The organism is Stenotrophomonas sp. OVS01A, assembly GCF_019969775.1.
GTDB lineage: Bacteria > Pseudomonadota > Gammaproteobacteria > Xanthomonadales > Xanthomonadaceae > Stenotrophomonas > Stenotrophomonas indicatrix.
On record NZ_JAHXYV010000001.1, the window covers coordinates 853403 to 870668 of the forward strand.

12 protein-coding genes and 1 tRNA gene are annotated in these 17266 nt (G+C 66.9%); all 13 read left to right on the forward strand.

Features of this window, described 5'->3' with window-relative positions:
• Nucleotides 1–440 precede the first annotated feature (440 nt).
• The 13 genes from folP to LC407_RS04155 all read left to right on the forward strand — a co-directional run bounded on the left by folP (nucleotide 441) and on the right by LC407_RS04155 (nucleotide 17225).
• Nucleotides 441–1337, forward strand: a complete 897-nt coding sequence (gene folP, locus LC407_RS04095) for a dihydropteroate synthase (protein WP_223482237.1) — start codon at nucleotides 441–443, stop codon at nucleotides 1335–1337.
• A complete protein-coding gene (gene miaA, locus LC407_RS04100) occupies nucleotides 1337–2290 on the forward strand; it encodes a tRNA (adenosine(37)-N6)-dimethylallyltransferase MiaA (RefSeq protein WP_032976514.1) in 954 nt (317 codons plus the stop codon). Before folP ends, miaA begins: the two co-directional genes overlap by 1 nt.
• A gap of 95 nt (nucleotides 2291–2385) precedes the next feature.
• Entirely contained in the window at nucleotides 2386–2661 is a 276-nt protein-coding gene (gene hfq, locus LC407_RS04105) for an RNA chaperone Hfq (RefSeq protein WP_025878916.1), read from the forward strand.
• 14 nt (nucleotides 2662–2675) lie between these two features.
• Nucleotides 2676–3986 carry a ribosome rescue GTPase HflX gene (hflX, locus tag LC407_RS04110; protein ID WP_025878917.1) on the forward strand — a complete coding sequence of 437 codons (1311 nt, stop codon included), beginning with the start codon at nucleotides 2676–2678 and terminating at the stop codon, nucleotides 3984–3986.
• A gap of 96 nt (nucleotides 3987–4082) precedes the next feature.
• The gene (locus LC407_RS04115; protein WP_025878918.1) at nucleotides 4083–4577 is read left to right on the forward strand and encodes a nicotinamide-nucleotide amidohydrolase family protein; all 495 of its coding nucleotides are present in this window, start codon (nucleotides 4083–4085) and stop codon (nucleotides 4575–4577) included.
• A gap of 35 nt (nucleotides 4578–4612) precedes the next feature.
• Nucleotides 4613–6295 carry a 2-polyprenylphenol 6-hydroxylase gene (gene ubiB / locus LC407_RS04120; RefSeq protein WP_223482238.1) on the forward strand — a complete coding sequence of 561 codons (1683 nt, stop codon included), beginning with the start codon at nucleotides 4613–4615 and terminating at the stop codon, nucleotides 6293–6295.
• A 155-nt stretch (nucleotides 6296–6450) separates the two neighbouring features.
• A complete protein-coding gene (gene lexA, locus LC407_RS04125; RefSeq protein WP_025878920.1) occupies nucleotides 6451–7086 on the forward strand; it encodes a transcriptional repressor LexA in 636 nt (211 codons plus the stop codon).
• A 201-nt stretch (nucleotides 7087–7287) separates the two neighbouring features.
• On the forward strand, nucleotides 7288–8325 hold the full coding sequence (recA, locus tag LC407_RS04130; protein WP_025878921.1) for a recombinase RecA: 1038 nt from the start codon (nucleotides 7288–7290) through the stop codon (nucleotides 8323–8325).
• Nucleotides 8326–8435: 110 nt separating this feature from the next.
• On the forward strand, nucleotides 8436–8927 hold the full coding sequence (gene recX / locus LC407_RS04135; protein ID WP_025878922.1) for a recombination regulator RecX: 492 nt from the start codon (nucleotides 8436–8438) through the stop codon (nucleotides 8925–8927).
• 105 nt (nucleotides 8928–9032) lie between these two features.
• Nucleotides 9033–11681 carry an alanine--tRNA ligase gene (alaS, locus tag LC407_RS04140; protein WP_025878923.1) on the forward strand — a complete coding sequence of 883 codons (2649 nt, stop codon included), beginning with the start codon at nucleotides 9033–9035 and terminating at the stop codon, nucleotides 11679–11681.
• Between the two features lie 148 nt (nucleotides 11682–11829).
• The gene (gene csrA, locus LC407_RS04145; RefSeq protein WP_025878924.1) at nucleotides 11830–12033 is read left to right on the forward strand and encodes a carbon storage regulator CsrA; all 204 of its coding nucleotides are present in this window, start codon (nucleotides 11830–11832) and stop codon (nucleotides 12031–12033) included.
• 78 nt (nucleotides 12034–12111) lie between these two features.
• A tRNA-Ser gene (locus LC407_RS04150) sits at nucleotides 12112–12204 on the forward strand.
• Nucleotides 12205–12494: 290 nt separating this feature from the next.
• Nucleotides 12495–17225, forward strand: coding sequence for an ATP-dependent helicase (locus LC407_RS04155; RefSeq protein ID WP_223482239.1), 4731 nt, complete (start codon nucleotides 12495–12497; stop codon nucleotides 17223–17225).
• The last annotated feature ends 41 nt before the right edge of the window (nucleotides 17226–17266 follow it).

Below are 17266 nucleotides of genomic sequence, written 5' to 3' on the forward strand. Positions count from 1 at the left end.
GCTCACGCCCCCGCAATCGGACCCACCCCGCCTTCGACAGTTTCCCGGTGGCCGGTAGATCCACGCCATGCGTGGATGAATCTCCATCGGAATCGAATATCTCGACAATTGAACGAAGAGCATCCACGCACGGCGTGGATCTACGTGTCGACCAAGGTCGACACCTACCAACAGCAGCCCAGCAGCAGCGGGAAATTGTCGGAGGCGGGTCGGTGTCGGATTGCGGGGTGTCCGCGGCATGGATGCCGCGGCCAAGCCTACACGGACGTACTTGCGGCGTCCCCGCAATCCGACACCGTCCCGCCATCCCACGGATAGCCCGCTGTTGCCGCTGTTGCTGTTGTTGAGCTTGCCGGCCAGCGGCCGGCACTACCGCCTCTGCGGGTGCAGGGCGCAGCCCTGCCGCCTTAAACTAACCTTCGTTGCCCGCAGGATTGACCATGTTCGACATCTCGCCCCAGCTCGATTGCGCCGGCCGCATCCTGCGCCTCGACCGTGCCCGGGTCATGGGTATCGTCAACGTCACCCCGGATTCGTTCTCCGATGGTGGTGCCCATGACACCACCGAGGCGGCGGTCGCGCATGGCCTGAAGCTGGTGGAGGAGGGCGCCGACCTGCTCGACATCGGCGGCGAATCGACCCGTCCGGGCGCGGCGCCGGTGTCGATCGACGAGGAACTGCGTCGTGTCGTGCCGGTCATCGAGCAGCTGGCAGCGCGCACGACGGTGCCGATCAGCATCGATACCTTCAAGCCGGAGGTGATGCGTGCCGCGGTTGCTGCAGGCGCCGGGATGATCAACGACATCTTCGGCCTGCGCCAGGACGGTGCGCTGCACGCGGCGGCGGACGCAGGCGTGCCGGTGGTGCTGATGCACATGCAGGGCGAACCGGGTCACATGCAGGCCGACCCGCAGTACGAGGATGTGGTCGCCGAGGTCCATGGCTTCCTGGTGCAGCGGCTGTTCGCCGCGGAGATGGCCGGCATCGCCAAGAAGAATCTGGTGATCGACCTCGGCTTCGGCTTCGGCAAGACCACGGCCCACAACATGACGCTGCTGGCCCGCTCGGAGCGTTTCCTTGAACTGGGCGTGCCGATGCTGGCCGGGCTGTCGCGCAAGCGCAGCCTGGGCGAGCTGACCGGTCGTCAGTCGCCGGCAGAGCGTGTCGCTGCGTCGGTGGCCGCACACCTGATCGCCGTGCAGCGCGGCGCCCGTATCGTGCGCGTGCACGATGTGGCAGCGACGGTCGATGCATTGAAGGTCTGGCAGGCGGTCGAGGCGGTACCTGCCGTGCGGGTGGACGCCAAGCCGACCCTCCGCTGGCCGGACGAAGACTGATGGCAGTGGATCAGCGGCCGCTGGCGATCGCCGTGATGGGGCCGACCGCCAGCGGCAAGACCGCCACCGCGATCGCGCTGGCGCAGCAGCTGGACGGTGAAATCGTCAGCGTTGATTCGGCGCTGGTCTATCGCGGACTGGATATCGGGTCGGCCAAGCCGGATGCGGCCGAGCGCGCGCAGGCACCGCACCACCTGCTGGACCTGCGCGATCCCTGGCAGACCTATTCCGCCGCCGAGTTCGCCGCCGACGCCGCCCGCGTGGTGGCCGACATCGTCGCCCGTGGCAAGACTCCGATCCTGGCCGGCGGCACGGGCCTGTACTTCCGGGCGCTGTTGCAGGGTCTGTCGCCGATGCCGGAGGCCGACCCGGCGATGCGTGCCGTGCTGAGCGCCGAGGCCGCCGAGCGAGGCTGGGCGGCGCTGCACGCCGAACTGGCCGCCGTTGACCCCGCCGCCGCCGCACGCATCCATGCCACCGACCCGCAACGCATCCAGCGAGCGCTGGAGGTCTACCGGCTGACCGGCACGCCGATCAGTGAATGGCAGCGCCGCCCCGGGGTGGCCCCGTTGCCGGTGCGCACGTTGAAGCTGATTCTGGCGCCGCGCGACCGCGCCGTCCTGCACCAGCGCATCGAGGCCCGCTTCGACGCCATGCTCGCGCAGGGCTTCCTCGACGAAGTGCGCGCCCTGCGTGCATTGCCGGAAATGCGGGCGGTGGCCGCACCGCTGGACCTGCCCGCCGTCCGCGCGGTGGGGTATCGCCAGGCCTGGGAGTACCTGGACGGGGACGGGGACGCGGCCCGCTTCCGGGACAAGTCCATTTTCGCCACCCGGCAACTGGCCAAGCGCCAGCTTACCTGGCTGCGCGGCGAGCTTGATGCGCGCTGGTTCGACCCCCATATGGATGGGGAGCGCCTCGCAGGCGCGGTGTCGACCTTCGTTGCACGCTGAACCGACGCTGGCCGTGTACCATCATGGGCCGGCAAGCGGCTCGGGGGCCGCGGCAACCGCCGGCTACCAATAAGAACAATAATCAGGAGTGTGCAATGTCCAAGGGGCAATCGCTGCAGGATCCTTTCTTGAATGCACTGCGGCGCGAGCGCGTGCCGGTTTCGGTGTACCTGGTCAACGGCATCAAGCTGCAGGGCACGATCGAATCGTTCGATCAGTTCGTGGTCCTGCTGCGCAATACCGTCAGCCAGATGGTCTACAAGCACGCCATTTCCACCGTGGTGCCGGCGCGCAACGTCAAGGTCGGCCCGGGTGGTGGGTACGTGCAATCAGGTGAGGATGGTCAGGCGGGTGATGAAGCAGACGAATGATGTTGGAGCGGTGAATGTTTGACCGCTCGAAAAAGGGCGAACACGCCCTGTTGATCCAGCCGCATTTCGGCAAGCTGGAAGACGATGTGCTGGAAGAATTCGGTGATCTGGCGCGCTCGGCCGGGGCCAGCATCGCGGTGACCATCACCGCGCGGCTGGATCGCCCCAACCCGTCGACCCTGATCGGCAGCGGCAAGCTGGATGAGATCAAGGCCGCCGCCGAAGCCACCGGCGCAGACCTGATCCTGGTCAACCACGCGTTGAGCCCGGGCCAGGAGCGCAATCTGGAGCGTTTCCTCGAGCGCCGGGTGATCGACCGTACCGGTCTGATCCTGGACATCTTTGCCCAGCGTGCGCGCAGCCATGAAGGCAAACTGCAGGTCGAGCTGGCCCAGCTGCGGCATATGTCGACACGGCTGGTGCGCGGCTGGACCCATCTGGAGCGCCAGCGTGGTGGTTCGATCGGCCTGCGCGGCCCGGGTGAAACCCAGCTGGAAACCGATCGTCGCCTGCTGCAGAAGCGGGTTGAACAGCTGCAGAAGCGGCTGGAAAAAGTCGAAGTACAGCGCACCCAGATGCGTCGTGCGCGTGTGCGCAGCGAACTGCCGCGCGTGGCCCTGGTGGGCTACACCAATGCCGGCAAATCAACCTTGTTCAATGCGATGACCGGCGCCGAGGCCTATGCGGCCGACCAGTTGTTCGCCACCCTGGATCCGACCGTACGCCGGATCGCCGTGCCCGGTGGCAACGTCGTGCTGGCCGATACGGTTGGTTTCGTACGCGACCTGCCGCATGACCTGGTGGCGGCCTTCCGTTCGACCCTGTCTGAAGCGCGGGAAGCGGATTTCCTGCTGCACCTTGTCGATGCCGCCGATCCGCACCGCGAGGAGCGCATCGCCCAGGTCGACGAAGTGCTGACCGCCGTCGGTGCCGGCGACCTTCCGCAGTTGCTGGTGTTCAACAAGATCGACCGCATCGAGGGTGCCGACGTGCGCCACGACGGCCAGGACGGCGTGCCGGATGAATCGCGGCGTGAGCGGGTGTGGATTTCCGCACGCGACGGGCAGGGCATCGAGCTGTTGCAGGCCGTACTCGGCAAGCGGTTGGGTCTGCAGCACGTCACCGGCGAGTTGCGCCTGCCACCCAGTGCCGGCCGCCTTCGCGCTCGCCTGCACCAATTGGAAGTGGTGCGCAGTGAAGAGGCTGATGAAGAAGGCTGGCTGTTGCAGGTCGATCTTCCCATCGCCGAGGCCGAGAAGCTGGCGGCCAGCGCCGATGGCGAGCCGATCCGGGCCCTGCTGCCGGAGAAGCTGCCCGAATGGTGAGGCAGTGCCGGCCGTTGGCCGGCATGTCCTGCGGCCGCGACACCACCCTGCCATCTGCGGTACAACGTGCAGGTTCTTCACTTTTCAGCTACCCCGATGGCCTTCCCGACCGACGCCGAACTCAATGCCCAGGCCGCTGCGCTGGGCCAGCGCCTGCAACAGGCTTCGCTGCAGCTGGTGACTGCTGAAAGCTGCAGCGGCGGCTGGATCGCCAAGTGCATGACCGACATCGCCGGTTCCTCGGCGTTCTTCGACTGCGGCATGGTGGTCTACAGCTACGAAGCCAAGCAGCGCCTGCTCGGCGTGCGCGCGCAGACGCTGGAGCAGTTCGGTGCGGTCAGCCGCGAAGCCGTGCTGGAGATGGTCTCCGGGGCGCTGGTCAATTCCGGTGCCGGCATCGCGGTGGCGGTGACCGGTATCGCAGGGCCGGGCGGTGGCAGCCCGGACAAGCCGGTCGGCAGTGTCTGGATCGGCTGGAAGCGCCGTGGCGGCTATGCCCGGGCCGAACTGTTCCAGTTCGATGGTGACCGTGAAGCCATCCGCCGGCAGACCGTAGCGGCGGCATTGCACGGCATCGACGCCCAGCTGTGACATGCTGCTCCGGCAATCAACCGGAGTAGGCAACGATGTGGGAGACGCTGGGCACCGTCCGTGACCTTGGCCGGCTGCAGGAAATTGCCGCCGTCCTGATCCGCTACGGCTTCGGCGACGTCGTGCGGCGCATCGGCCTGGCCACGGTACTGGAACGTGCCGGCCGCCTGCTGCACTGGAACGAGGAGCGGCAGGAAATGCTGCGGATGACCGCGCCGGTACGCGTGCGCAGCGCCCTGCAGGATCTCGGGCCGACGTTCGTGAAGCTGGGCCAGGTGCTCGCCACCCGCGTCGACCTGCTGCCGCCGGACTGGATCGCCGAACTCTCCGAGTTGCAGAACGCCGTCCCGGCATTGCCCTACGAGAAGATCCGCGAACAGCTCGAGGCCGACCTCGGTGCGTCTCCGTCGCAGGTGTTTGCCTTCCTTGATGAAACCCCGATGGCCGCAGCTTCGTTGGCCCAGGCCCATCGGGCGCGGTTGCGTGATGGCCGCGAAGTGGTGCTGAAGGTGCGTCGCCCTGGTATCCGTGACGTGGTTGAAGCCGATCTGCGTTTGCTGGCACGGCTGGCCGAAATCGTTGAGGCACGGCTGCCGGATCTGCGCCGCTACCGGCCCGCCGAGGTGGTGCAGCAGTTCACCGTGTCGCTGCGCCGCGAGCTGGATTTTGCCGCGGAGTGCCGCAACGCCGAGCGCATCGCGCGCAACTTCGAGGGCCGTGACGACATCCTGATTCCGGCGGTGCACTGGCAATGGACCTGCGAAAGCCTGAATGTCCAGGATTTCGTCGACGGCATTGCCGGACGTGATCTGGCCGGTGTCGATGCGGCCGGCATCGACCGCCGTGAACTGGCCCGGCGTGGCGCCGACATCGTATTGAAGATGGTGCTGGAGGACGGCAGTTTCCATGCCGATCCGCACCCGGGCAACATCATCTACCTGCGCGACGGCCGCATCGGCGTGATCGATTTCGGCATGGTCGGCGCGTTGTCGGAGGTGCGTCGCTTCCAGGTCGCGCAGCTGCTGCATGGTCTGGTCGAACAGGATCCGCAGGGCGTGGCCGATGTGTTGCTGGACTGGGCCGGTGGCGTGGAAGTGGACGAGAACCGGTTGCAGCACGACATCAGCCTGTTCGTCGACCAGTACCGCGGCGTGCCGCTGAAGGACCTGCGCATCGGCCTGATGCTGGGCGACATCACCCAGCTGCTGCGCAGCTACAACCTGACCCTGCCGGCAGATCTGGCGCTGATGATCAAGGCCTTCCTGACGCTGGAGGGCATGGGCCGCCAGCTCGACCCGGATTTCGACATGGCCAGCGCCGCGCGCCCCTTCCTGGAGCGGGTGGTACTGCAGCGCTATGCGCCGCGGGCGCTGTTCAAGCGTGGCCGTCGCAGCCTGCTCGGCATGATCGACTTCGCCGGTGATTTGCCGCGGGACCTGCGCAAGCTGGTCCAGGCGGCGCGCCGTGGCCGGCTGCAGCTGAAGGTCGAGACCAACGCGCTGCAGGGCTTCGGCGACCAGGTCAACCGCGCCGCGAACCGGCTGGTGATGGGGATCGTCACGGCAGCCTTGATCATCGGCTCCTCGATCGTGATGCACAGCGTAGGAGGCGTTTCCAGCCGTTGGCTGCTGGCGCTGGGCGTGTGCGGTTTCATCGGCGCAGGGCTCTGCGGGGTGTGGATCCTGTTCTCGATCTGGAGAAGCGGCAAGCACACGTAGTGTGCTTGCCGCGGGTCGGCTGCTTCTGCCTTTGCCGCCCCCAACCAGCCACGCCGCATTCCCGGTAGCGCCGGGCCATGCCCGGCGGCTTTCGCTCCTGCCGGAATCGCCCTCGGCACTTGCAGTCCTGGGCGTTAGTAGTAATACTACTAACCATGGACCTGACCGACACCCAGCAGGCGATCCTGCAGTTGATCGCCGAGCGTATCGAGAGCGAAGGCGCACCCCCTTCGCAGACTGAAATCGCGCGTGCCTTCGGCTTCAAGGGCGTACGCGCAGCGCAGTATCACCTGGAGGCGCTGGAGCAGGCCGGGGCGATCCGTCGCGTGCCGGGCCAGGCCCGCGGCATCCGTCTGGTGCAGGCACCGCCGGTGGAGAAGCTGGCCGAGCCGGGCCTGCCCGACAGCGTCCTGCGTCTGCCGATCCTGGGTCGGGTTGCTGCGGGTCTGCCGATCGGCGCCGACATCGGCTCGGATGATTTCGTGGTGCTGGACCGGGTGTTCTTCTCGCCGGCACCGGACTACCTGCTGAAAGTGCAGGGCGATTCGATGATCGACGAAGGCATCTTCGATGGCGACCTGATCGGTGTGCACCGGACCCGCGATGCCCATTCCGGGCAGATCGTGGTGGCCCGCATCGATGACGAGATCACCGTCAAGCTGCTGAAGATCGCCAAGGATCGCATCCGCCTGCTGCCGCGCAATCCCGATTACAAGCCGATTGACGTGCTTCCGGACCAGGATTTCTCGATCGAGGGCCTGTACTGCGGGCTGCTGCGACCGAACCGTTGACGATTCATCCTGCAATTCCCGCGGTCTTTTGTGGCGATTCTCTGGTTCTGCTGAGGTTGGTACGGATGTCCGATAATTTTTTTCCGAACGCCGGGCAGAATCTCAGCCTGTGCGATACGCCAGCCTTAAAGTGAACCCATGGCCAAGAAGACTTCCAAAGACAGCACCTCCAACGACGTGACCTCTGCAAGGACCAATCCGATGGACGAGAACAAGAAGCGCGCCCTCGCTGCAGCTCTGGGCCAGATCGAAAAGCAGTTCGGCAAGGGCTCGGTGATGCGCATGGGCGACCGCGTGGTCGAGCCCGTCGAGGCGATCCCGACCGGTTCTCTGATGCTGGATATCGCATTGGGCATTGGTGGCCTGCCCAAGGGCCGCGTGGTGGAAATCTACGGTCCGGAATCCTCCGGCAAGACCACGTTGACCCTGCAGGCCATCGCCGAGTGCCAGAAGCTGGGTGGCACCGCCGCCTTCATCGATGCCGAGCACGCGCTGGACCCGATCTACGCAGGCAAGCTGGGCGTCAATGTCGACGATCTGCTGCTGTCGCAGCCGGATACCGGTGAGCAGGCGCTTGAAATCGCCGACATGCTGGTGCGCTCCGGTTCGGTGGACATCCTGGTGGTCGACTCGGTCGCCGCGTTGACCCCCAAGGCTGAAATCGAAGGTGAGATGGGCGACCAGTTGCCGGGTCTGCAGGCGCGTCTGATGAGCCAGGCGTTGCGCAAGCTGACCGGCAACATCAAGCGCTCGAACACCCTGGTGGTGTTCATCAACCAGCTGCGCATGAAGATCGGCGTGATGATGCCGGGCCAGAGCCCGGAAGTGACCACCGGCGGCAACGCGCTGAAGTTCTATGCCTCGGTGCGCCTGGACATCCGCCGTATCGGCGCGATCAAGAAGGGCGACGAGATCATCGGCAACCAGACCAAGATCAAGGTCGTCAAGAACAAGCTGGCGCCCCCGTTCAAGCAGGTCATCACCGAGATCCTGTACGGCGAAGGCATCAGCCGCGAAGGCGAGCTGATCGATATGGGTGTCGAAGCCAAGCTGGTGGAGAAGGCCGGTGCCTGGTACAGCTACGGTGAAGAGCGCATCGGCCAGGGCAAGGACAACGCCCGTGGCTATCTGCGCGACAACCCGCAGGTTGCCGCCAAGCTTGAGGCTGAGCTGCGCGAGAAGTTCCAGCCGACCGAAGCCGTCCGTGAGGAAGGCGAAGACGAAGGCGACGACGAGTAAAGGCTTGCTGTGGGGCAGGGCGGCGCCGTCAGTGACGTCGCCCTGTCCTGCAGATTCGGTTTCCCCGACGGGGGACGCGCCAGGGACGGCGCATTTGATTGAAGGCGAGAATGAACGATTCCGACGCCCCGGCACCCGGCCGCAAGCGCCGCGTACGCGAACAGACGCCTGTCCAGCGCGCCTTGGGCCTGCTGGTCCGTCGTGAGCACTCGCGCAAGGAGCTGACCCGCAAGCTGACGTCCCGGGGCATCGAGGACGAGGCTGCGCAGGCGGCGGTCGACAAGCTGACCGAGGCCGGTTGGCAGGACGACACCCGGTTTGCCGAGAATCTGGTGCGCATGCGCGCCAATACGGGTTATGGCCCCATCCATGTACGTGCCGAGCTGGGAACCCACGGGCTGGACAGCGAGCAGATTACTGCTGCGATGGATACCTTCGAGGGCGACTGGACGGAGAATGCCCGGGATCTGGTCCGTCGCCGCTTTGGTGAGGCCGGTCCGCAGGACCTCGCGCAGCGCCGCAAGGCCGCCGATCTGCTGGCCCGCCGGGGCTTCGATGGCGACAGCATCCGCCGCGCGACCCGCTACGATCCGGACGACTGAGACTGATGGCGCCGGGCCTGATACCCTTTGGGGTTTCGGCGGTCCGTTCGACCCTGGCCACTGCGGCCGGCGGCACGGGCCCCGGCCCGCAGACTGCCAGCCCCCATGAACGCATCCGCCAAATTCACGACATCCCAGATCCGCAGCGACTTCCTTGAATTCTTCAAGGGCAAAGGCCACACCATCGTGCCGTCGGCGCCGCTGGTGCCGGGCAACGATCCGACCCTGCTGTTCACCAACTCCGGCATGGTGCAGTTCAAGGACGTGTTCCTGGGCGCGGAAAAGCGCAGCTACGTGCGCGCGGCCGACGTCCAGCGCTGCCTGCGTGCCGGTGGCAAGCACAACGATCTCGACCAGGTGGGCTACACCGCCCGCCATCACACCTTCTTCGAAATGCTGGGCAACTGGTCCTTCGGCGATTACTTCAAGAAGGATGCGATCGCCTGGGCCTGGGAGCTGCTGACCCAGGTCTGGAAGCTGCCCGCCGAGCGCCTGCTGGTGACGGTCTACCAGACCGACGACGAGGCCTACGCACTGTGGCGCGACATGATCGGCATTCCGGAAGACCGGATCGTCCGCATCGGCGACAACAAGGGCGCGCCGTTTGCCTCGGACAACTTCTGGCAGATGGCCGATACCGGTCCCTGCGGTCCGTGCACCGAGATCTTCTACGATCACGGTGACCATATCGCCGGTGGCCCGCCGGGCTCGCCGGACGAGGACGGTGACCGTTTCATCGAGATCTGGAACCTGGTCTTCATGCAGTTCGATCGCCAGCAGGACGGCACGCTGATGCCGCTGCCGGCACCGTGCGTGGACACCGGCATGGGCCTGGAACGCCTGGCCGCGATCCTGCAGCACGTGCATACCAACTACGAGATCGACCTGTTCCAGGCGCTGATCCGCAAGGCATCGGAGCTGACCGGCACCGCTGATCTGGAAAACAAGTCGCTGCGCGTGATCGCCGACCACATCCGCGCCTGTTCGTTCCTGATCGTCGATGGCGTGCTGCCGTCCAACGAAGGCCGCGGCTACGTACTGCGCCGGATCATCCGCCGCGCACTGCGACACGGCTGGATGCTGGGCGTGCGCCAGCCGTTCTTCAGCAAGCTGGTGCCGACCCTGGTCGAGCAGATGGGCGAGGCCTACCCGGAACTGCCGGCACAGGCCGATACCGTGGTGCGTGCCCTGCAGGCAGAAGAAGAGCGTTTCGCCGAGACGCTGGACTCGGGCATGAAGATCTTCGACGACGTTGCGGCCAAGGTCAGCAATGGCGTGATCCCGGGCGTGGACGCGTTCCGCCTGTACGACACCTACGGCTTCCCGCTCGACCTGACCCAGGACATCGCCCGTGAGCGTGACCTGACCGTGGACATTGACGGCTTCAACGCCGCGATGGAGACGCAGCGCGAGACCGCGCGTGCCGCCGGCAAGTTCGGCGGTGGCGTGACGCTGTCGGCCGATCTGGTCGCCACGCTCAAGCCGACTGTCTTCCTGGGCTATGACCGCCTGCAGGCCGACGGCCTCGGCGTGGTCGCGATCCTCAAGGATGGCCGCCCGGTGGAAGCTGCCCAGGCCGGTGACGAGGTCATCGTGCTGACCAACCAGACCCCGTTCTACGCCGAGTCCGGCGGCCAGGTCGGCGACACCGGCACCTTGTCCGCTGCCGGCGTACAGCTGCAGGTGAGCGATACCCAGAAGTTCGCGGGCCAGTTCCATGGCCACGTCGGCAAGATCACCCAGGGCAGCCTGAAGATCGGTGACGTGCTGTCCGGCCAGGTCGATGGCGAGCGCCGTGGCGCCACCATCCTCAACCACTCGGCGACCCACCTGCTGCATGCTGCCCTGCGCGAAGTGCTTGGCACCCACGTGCAGCAGAAGGGCTCGCTGGTGGCGCCGGACCGCCTGCGCTTCGACTTCTCGCATTTCCAGCCGATCAGCGCCGAGGAACTGGCGATCATCGAGCGCAAGGTCAACCAGCAGGTGCGCGCCAACAACGCCGCCGAAGTGCACAACATGGGCATGCAGGAAGCGCTGGACTTCGGCGCGATGGCCCTGTTCGGCGAGAAGTACGGCGAGAACGTGCGCGTGCTGAAGATGGGCGACTACTCCACCGAGCTGTGTGGTGGCACCCACGTCAACCGGACCGGTGACATCGGTCTGTTCAAGATCACCTCCGAAGGCGGTGTCTCGGCCGGTGTGCGTCGTATCGAGGCCGTCACCGGCCAGGGCGCGCTGGACTACGTGGATGCCGAGGAGGCCCGTCTGGCCGAGGCCGCCGAGCTGCTGGGTGGCAGTGCTGCCGACGTGGTCGAAAAGATCCGTGCGCTGGGCCTGCGCCAGAAGCAGCTGGAGCGCGAGCTGGAGGCCGTGAAGGCCAAGGTAGCCGCCGGCGCCACCGCCGACCTGTCCGGCCAGGCCGTCGAGGTCGCCGGTGTGAAGGTTCTGGCTGTCCGCCTGGAAGGCTTCGACGCCAAGGCCCTGCGTGATGCCATGGACCGCCTGAAGCAGCAGCTGGGCGACGCGGTGATCGTGCTGGCCGGTGCCCAGGACGGCAAGGCGGCCCTGGTCGCGGGCGTGAACGGCAGTGCAATGGGCAAGGTCAAGGCCGGGGAACTGTTGTCCCATATCGCCGGTCAGATCGGGGGCAAGGGCGGCGGACGCCCGGACCTCGCCCAGGGTGGTGGCGAGGACGGGCCCGCCCTTGCTACCGCGCTGGCTGCGGTCGTCGAATGGGTCAGCCCCCGCCTGTGATGAATCCCTGCCGTCCCCCTCCTTGTAGGAGCGGGACGGCTGACGGTACCATTGCGAATCTTTTCCCTTTGTCGTGGGCGCGCTTCTTGACGGAGCGTCAAGCCGGTGGGGGATACCCTTCCACACGGTTCCATGGAGACTTAAAAAAATGTTGATCCTGACTCGCCGCGTCGGCGAAACCCTGATGATCGGTGACTCGGTGAGCGTCACCGTGCTTGGCGTCAAGGGTAACCAGGTGCGTATCGGCATCACTGCGCCGAAGGACGTCGCTGTGCATCGCGAAGAGATCTACCAGCGCATCCAGCGTGGTGACGAAGCCGGCAGCACCGGTGGTGAAAATTCTGCGGAATAAGGCTTTACCTTCGCGCGTGATTAACGTTATGATTCACGCCCCGCTGAGGTGCAACGCACCAGACGCGGAGAAAACCCCGGAGCGATGCCCGAGCGGCTGAAGGGGCTCCCCTGCTAAGGGAGTATAGGGTCAAAAGCTCTATCGAGGGTTCGAATCCCTCTCGCTCCGCCAGATGCAAAAGAACGCCCGTAGATCCTGGATCTGCGGGCGTTTTCTTTGTGCGTCGCGTTGACCCGCGGCCCACGATCGCGGTGCCAGGTTCGCAGCATGACCGCCGAGCGGAGCACGTCGATGACCAGTGCGAAGAAGGCCACCTTCCTGCAGCGACGTCTGGCGTTTCGGTGACGGCAGGATGGCTACGCTCCGGGCCTTTGTTGTCGACCCTCGGATCAGCTGCCTGATGCAACCAGCGCCAGCCAAGGCCCGGCCAACGGGCCGCAGCTGGGTATGATCGACGCACCATGACGCCGCCTGATTTCCCGCAGGACCCGCTGCAGCGCTTCCATCCCGCGACGCAGACCTGGTTCCGTGCCGCGTTCGACGCCTCCACGCCGGTGCAGGATCAGGCCTGGTCGTCGATCAGTGCCGGGCAACATACCCTGGTCATCGCGCCAACCGGATCGGGCAAGACACTTGCCGCATTCCTGCATGCCATCGACCAGCTGTTCGCCGAGCGTGATCGGCAAGCGCGCGCAGCGCCGTTGGCCAAGCCGGTGCGGCGAACCCGCGTGCTTTACCTGTCGCCGATCAAGGCGCTGGGCAGCGACGTGCAGCGCAACCTGCAGGTGCCGCTGCAGGGCATCACCGACGAGCGCGCCCGACGCGGCGAGCCGGCGGTGCAGCTGACCGTCGCATTGCGTACCGGCGATAGCTCCAGCAGTGAACGTGCAGGCCTGGTGCGGCGGCCGCCGGACATCCTGATCACTACGCCCGAGTCGCTGTACCTGATGCTGACCTCGCAGGCACGCGAGATCCTGCGCGATGTGCAGACCGTCATCCTCGATGAAATCCATGCAGTGGCCGGTGGCAAACGCGGTTCGCATCTGGCGCTGAGCCTGGAACGGCTGGATGCGCTGCTGCACGAACCGGCGCAGCGCATCGGCCTGTCGGCCACGGTGCGGCCCGTCGACGAGGTGGCGGCGTTCCTGGGCGGCGACCGCGCGGTGAGCGTGGTCCAACCCGGCTCGGCGCGGCAGCTGCAGATGCGCATCGTTGTGCCGGTGGAAGACATGTCCAGCCTGACTACGCAGGGTACGCCCGGGGAGCGCGACGGCGGCGCGCGGATCGGCTCGATCTGGCCGCACGTGGAGGCAAGCATTCTCGACAATGTGCTGCGCCATCGCTCGACGATTGTCTTTGCCAATTCGCGTGGCGTAGCCGAAAAGCTGACCGCGCGCCTGAACGAGCTGCACGCCGGACGCAGTGGCGAAGACGGCGCAATCCGTGGCGATTCGGGTAACGGGTTGGCCTATGGCTCTTTCACCGGCAGTACGGTCAACCGGGTCTCCGCTGCGCCGGCACTGATTGCACGCGCGCATCACGGATCGGTCTCCAAGGAGCAGCGCGGCGAGATCGAGCAGGCGCTGAAATCGGGTGCACTGCGCTGCGTGGTGGCCACGTCCAGCCTGGAGCTGGGGATCGACATGGGGCTGGTTGACCTGGTGATCCAGGTGGCCGCGCCGCCGTCGGTGGCCAGCGCCCTGCAGCGCGTCGGTCGCGCCGGCCACCAGGTGGGCGGCATGTCCCGCGGTCTGGTGTATCCGCGTACGCGGCGTGACCTGATCGATGCCGCCGTGGTGGTGGACAGCATGCTGGCCGGACGCATCGAGGCCATCGCTCCGCCGCGCAACCCGCTTGATGTGCTGGCCCAGCAGACGGTGGCGGCGGTGGCGATGGAGCCGTGGCAGGCCGATGCCTGGTATGCGCGGGTACGCCGTGCCGCACCGTACCGCTCACTCCCGCGCAGTGCCTTCGACGCGGTGCTGGACATGCTTTCCGGCCGCTATCCGTCCGAGGATTTCGCCGGCTTCCGGCCGCGGCTGGTATGGAACCGGCAGAGCGGTGAGCTCAGCGCTCGCCCTGGTGCGAAGCAACTGGCGGTTACCAGCGGCGGCACCATTCCCGACCGTGGCATGTACAGCGTGGTGCTGCCTGAAGGAGAAGAGCGGGCCGGATCGCGCCGCGTCGGTGAGCTGGACGAGGAGATGGTCCACGAGTCGCGGGTGAATGATGTGATCACGCTGGGCGCGACCTCATGGCGGATCGACCAGATCACCCACGATCAGGTGGTGGTGACGCCTGCACCCGGACGTTCGGCGCGCCTGCCGTTCTGGCGTGGCGAAGGTGTGGGCCGCCCTGCCGAACTGGGACAGGCCATCGGTGCGTTTCTCGCCGCGTTGGAGGCGCACATCGATAGCAGTGACACCCCGGCGACGGCGCTGCACGCACGCCTGCAGGCCAGTGGCCTGGACGCCAACGCGATCAGCAACATGCTCGGCCTGGTCGCCGAGCAGCGGCAGGCCACGGGCGTGCTGCCCACCGATCTGCGCCTGGTGGTGGAACGTTGCCGCGACGAGCTGGGCGACTGGCGGGTGATGCTGCATTCGCCGTATGGCCGCCGCGTGCATGATCCGTGGGCATTGGCGGTGGCAGCACGATTGCGCGAACGCTGGGGCATCGACCCGGCCGTGGTCGCCAGCGACGATGGCATCATCGCGCGGATTCCCGACAGTACCGGGCGCGTTCCGGGGGCGGACATGTTCGTGTTCGAACCGGAGCGGTTGCGCCGTACGATCACCGCGGCGGTCGGTCATTCGGCACTGTTCGCGGCGCGCTTCCGCGAGTGTGCCTCGCGCGCACTGCTGTTGCCGCGTCGCACGCCGGGGCGTCGATCGCCGCTGTGGCAGCAGCGCCTGCGCGCCGGCCAGTTGCTGGAAATCGCGCAGGCCCATGCGGAGTTCCCGATCCTGATCGAGACCGCCCGCGAGTGCCTGCAGGATGTCTACGACCTGGATGCGCTGGACGCGCTGATGCAACGCGTTCAACGCGGTCAGGTGCAGTTGCTGGACGTCGCGACCGAGGTGCCTTCGCCGTTCGCGGCCAATCTGCTGTTCGGCTATGTCGCCGAGTTCATGTACGAGGCGGACGTGCCGCTGGCCGAGCGCCGCGCCTCGGTGCTGTCACTGGACAGTGGCCTGCTCGCCGAGCTGCTGGGCCAGGTAGACCTGGGCGAACTGCTGGATGCGGGGGTGGTCGATCAGGTTGAACGTGAACTGCAGCGGCTGGAACCTGCGCGCAGGGCCCATGGCATGGAAGGCGTGTCCGACCTGCTGCGCGAGCTGGGACCGTTGCCTGCATCGGACCTGGCGCTGCGCCTGTCCGATCCGGAATTCGTGGAAGTGCACCTGGCAGCGCTGCAGGCGCAGCAGCGCGCCATCCCGGCTTCAATTGCCGGCCACACGCAGTGGGTCGCCGTGGAGGACGCCGCACGTGTGCGCGATGCGTTGGGTACGGCGCTGCCGGGCGGGCTGCCCGAGGTGTTTCTTGCAGGCATGCCCGATCCCCTCGGCGATCTGCTGGCCCGCCACGCACGTACGCATGCGCCCTTCACCAGCAGCGCGCTGGCCAAGCGGTTCGGGCTGGGTGTGGCGGTGGTCGACGGCGCGCTGGAAAGGCTGCAGGAGCAGGGGCGGGTGCTGCGTGGCAATTTCGGCGCAGCGCGGCGACAGCAGGGAAATGAGCGGGTGCATCCGTCGCCGGACGTAGTGCACGAATGGGTCAGCGAAGATGTGTTGCAGCGTCTGCGCCTGCGTTCGCTGCAGGCCGCACGTGAAGCCACCCGGCCGGTGCCACCGGCAGCCTATGTGCGCCTGCTGCTGGAGGGGCAGGGGGTGTTGCTGGAAGGCGGCGCCGGGCGTACCCGCAATGGTGCCGTTGCGGCCATGCTTGAGGGCAGCGACGGCGTTGCCCGTGTGGTCGAGCAGCTGGCGGGGTTGCCGCTGCCGGTTTCGGTGTGGGAACACCAGGTCCTGCCGGCCCGGGTGCGCGACTACGCATCGGCCCTGCTTGATGAGCTGCTGGCCACCGGCAGGGTGCTGTGGGCCGGGCACGGGCGGCTGGGTGACGACGACGGCCTGGTGTCGCTGCACCTGCAGGAACATGCCGCCGAAACGTTGCCGCTGCTGCCGGAAGCGGATCCGGCGCTGCGTACACCGATGCAGGACGCCATCGTGCAGGTCCTGGCCGATGGAGGCGCCTACTTCGCGCGGCAGCTGGCCACGCAGGTGCAGTCACGCCTGGCCGGCAGTGCGGCGGCGGCCGAGGACTTCCAGCTGGCGCTATGGCAGCTGGCCTGGAGGGGCGAAGTGAGCAGCGACCTGTGGTCGCCGTTGCGGGCCCTGGCCGGTGTGCGCCAGCAGCGGGCGCGCGTTGCGTCGGCCTCGCGGCGCACGCGGGGTTTCCGCTTCATGCCGATGCTGGACGCGCGGGCCACGGCGCTGGACCCGGCCATTGCCAGCGGGCCGACCCTGGCGGGGCGATGGTCGTTGCTGCCCCGCGAGCGCGGCAACGACACCGTGCGGGCGCTGGCGCTGGGCGAAAGCCTGCTTGATCGCTACCGGGTGGTGACCCGGGCGGCGGCAATGACCGAAGCGGTAACCGGTGGGTTCCCTGCACTGCAGCCTGTCTATCGAGGCATGGAAGATGCTGGGCAGGTCCTGCGCGGCCGCTTCGTGGCGGGGCTGGGCGGAGCACAGTTTGCAGAGCGCGGCACCATCGACCATCTGCGCGAGCTGTCCGAGCGTGTGCCGCGTGAGCTGTCGGTCGTCGCGCTGTCAGCGCTGGATCCGGCCAATCCCTTCGGCAGCCTGCTGCCGTGGCCGCAGCCGGTGGCCGGTGCACGTCCGCTGCGGCGTTCCGGTGCGATGGTGGTGATCGGCAACGGCCGGTTGCTGCTGTACCTGGCGCAGGGCGGGCGGCAACTGTCCAGCTGGATCGAGGGCGGGGCAGAGGATGCGGCCAATACTCTGGTTGCCGCTGCACAGGCCCTGGCGGTGGCATTGCGCCGGGGGCGGCGCCTGTCCTTCACCCTGGAACGGATCAATGATGTGCCGGTGCATCGCGGCGCGCTGGTGGACGCGCTGCGGGCCGCAGGCTTCAGCAACGAACCGCGCGGGCTGGGATGGAACGGCTGAGCGCGGCGGAATCACCTCGATGAATGCTCACTCCGTGGGGC

What these genes read in the sequence shown, in the direction of transcription:
- lexA (WP_025878920.1), top strand. Translation starts at nt 6,451, where the DNA reads ATGGACCTGACCGACACCCAGCAGGCGATCCTGCAGTTGATCGCCGAG.
- hfq (WP_025878916.1), top strand. Translation starts at nt 2,386, where the DNA reads ATGTCCAAGGGGCAATCGCTGCAGGATCCTTTCTTGAATGCACTGCGG.
- alaS (WP_025878923.1), top strand. Translation starts at nt 9,033, where the DNA reads ATGAACGCATCCGCCAAATTCACGACATCCCAGATCCGCAGCGACTTC.
- csrA (WP_025878924.1), top strand. Translation starts at nt 11,830, where the DNA reads ATGTTGATCCTGACTCGCCGCGTCGGCGAAACCCTGATGATCGGTGAC.
- LC407_RS04115 (WP_025878918.1), top strand. Translation starts at nt 4,083, where the DNA reads ATGGCCTTCCCGACCGACGCCGAACTCAATGCCCAGGCCGCTGCGCTG.
- hflX (WP_025878917.1), top strand. Translation starts at nt 2,676, where the DNA reads ATGTTTGACCGCTCGAAAAAGGGCGAACACGCCCTGTTGATCCAGCCG.
- folP (WP_223482237.1), top strand. Translation starts at nt 441, where the DNA reads ATGTTCGACATCTCGCCCCAGCTCGATTGCGCCGGCCGCATCCTGCGC.
- recA (WP_025878921.1), top strand. Translation starts at nt 7,288, where the DNA reads ATGGACGAGAACAAGAAGCGCGCCCTCGCTGCAGCTCTGGGCCAGATC.
- ubiB (WP_223482238.1), top strand. Translation starts at nt 4,613, where the DNA reads ATGTGGGAGACGCTGGGCACCGTCCGTGACCTTGGCCGGCTGCAGGAA.
- LC407_RS04155 (WP_223482239.1), top strand. Translation starts at nt 12,495, where the DNA reads ATGACGCCGCCTGATTTCCCGCAGGACCCGCTGCAGCGCTTCCATCCC.
- miaA (WP_032976514.1), top strand. Translation starts at nt 1,337, where the DNA reads ATGGCAGTGGATCAGCGGCCGCTGGCGATCGCCGTGATGGGGCCGACC.
- recX (WP_025878922.1), top strand. Translation starts at nt 8,436, where the DNA reads ATGAACGATTCCGACGCCCCGGCACCCGGCCGCAAGCGCCGCGTACGC.